We start from the raw sequence: 1,752 nt of genomic DNA on the forward strand, positions 1-1,752 counted from the left end.
CGTGAAAGCGGCCGGCCCTACGAGATCAGCACCAGCGTGGACAACCATGGCACCGAGTTGACCGGGCGCGGCCGTGCCCAGCTGGGGGTGACCTGGAACAGTCCACTGGGCCTGGGCGATGTGTTCGCCGCCAGTGGCACGTATGCATTCGATCCACAGGCCAGCCGTGCCGGCGCACTGTCCTACAGCGTGCCATTGCAGGCGGTACAGGGTCTGTCGGTGCTGGCCGGTGCCAACCGCAGCGAGCTGGAGGTGGACGACGGCATCCTGCGCGGCTTCAAGCTCAAGGGACCGGCGTCGCAGGCCTATGCAGGTGCCGACTGGAAGTTCATCAACCGGCCCGATCTGCAGGTGACCAGCTCGGCGCGCTACATCCGCGAAAGCTCGCGCTTTGAAGCGCTGGGGCTGGTTCTTTCCAAGCAGAAATACGATGTGGCCGAGGTGGGGGCCAGCGTGCGCCACAACGATGCACGCTGGCATGGCATCAACCTGGCGCAGTTGAGCTTACGCCAGTCGCTGCGCGATCGCTCGGCTGACTTCGATGCGATCAACCCGACACGTGACAGCCGGTTCAACGTGGTGCGCCTGGGCCTGCTGCGGCTGCAGTACCTCAGCCGCAGCCAACGCCTGCTGTTCAAGTTCAATGGCCAGTACAGCAACAACTCGTTGCCGGCACTGGAGCAGTTCCAGGTCGGTGGCAACGACAGCGTGCGGGGATACGCGCAGGGCGAGACCCTGGGCGATCGTGGCTGGTACGGGGCGCTGGAGTACCACGTCGACGCGCCGGGCTTCGGCGATGTGGCCTCGCCGCTCCGCGGCGTGCCATGGCGCGAAGTGCTGGAGCTGGATGTGTTCGCCGACCAGGCACGGGTGTTCGATGTTGATGGGCTGGAGGCACCGGCCGACCTGGCATCGGTGGGAATGGGCGCGACCTTCCGCCTGCGCCAGTGGAAGAACCTGGAACTGCGCGTGGCGGCGGCCAAGCCGACCAGCGCCCTGCGACCGGGTGACGGCCGCGATGTCCGCGTGTATGCGCGGCTTGGCCTGACCTTCTGAGGAGCGACCATGAACCGTATCTACCGACTCGTCTTCAATCCTTCGCTGGGCCAGGTGCAGGTCGCTGCGGAGTTCGCGCGCGGGCCACGTCGCTGCGTCCCGGAGCGATCACGCACTCCCCTTTGGCTGGCACCGTTGACCGCGGCGCTGCTGCTGACCGGCAGCCTGCAGGCCACGGCGCAGACCCTGCCACAGAACGGCACCATTACGTCGGGCTCGGGAATCATCAACGTCAATGGCAACACCATGACGATCACCCAGCAGAGCCAGGCTGCGTTGTTCCAGTGGAGCAGCTTCAGCATCGGCTCCGGCAACACGGTCAGATTCGATCAGGCAGGCTCGAGGTCGACGGCGATCAATCTGGTGACCGGCCCGTCCGCCAGCATCATCAGTGGCCAGCTGCTGTCCAACGGGCAGGTATTCCTGCTCAATCCGGCGGGCATCACCTTCACCGGCACTGCCAGCGTCAACGTGGGCGGGTTGCTGGCCAGCACCCTGACGCCCGGCGCACAGGGGATTCCGCTGGATAGTGGTGGGTTGCCGCCCAGTTTTGAACTGGGCGGCGCAGGGGCCGGTGCCGCGGTCAGCAACCTGGGAGGTACGCTGACGGCGACGGCCGGCGGGATCAGCCTGGTCGGCGGTTCGGTGTTCAACAACGGTTACATCGCCGCACCGCTGGGCAACATCGATCTGGTG

2 protein-coding genes are annotated in these 1,752 nt (G+C 66.1%); both read left to right on the forward strand.

Features of this window, described 5'->3' with window-relative positions; all coding sequences use genetic code 11:
• A partial coding sequence (locus tag ACFQ6N_RS40630; RefSeq protein WP_380659171.1) for a ShlB/FhaC/HecB family hemolysin secretion/activation protein occupies positions 1 to 1,056 on the forward strand: 1,056 nt, incomplete at its 5' end.
• Positions 1,057 to 1,065: 9 nt separating this feature from the next.
• Positions 1,066 to 1,752 (forward strand): filamentous hemagglutinin N-terminal domain-containing protein (locus ACFQ6N_RS40635; RefSeq protein WP_380659172.1); only part of this gene is annotated, 687 nt, incomplete at its 3' end.

The sequence above is a fragment of the Kitasatospora sp. NPDC056446 genome (assembly GCF_042796115.1).
Taxonomy (GTDB): domain Bacteria; phylum Actinomycetota; class Actinomycetes; order Streptomycetales; family Streptomycetaceae; genus Kitasatospora.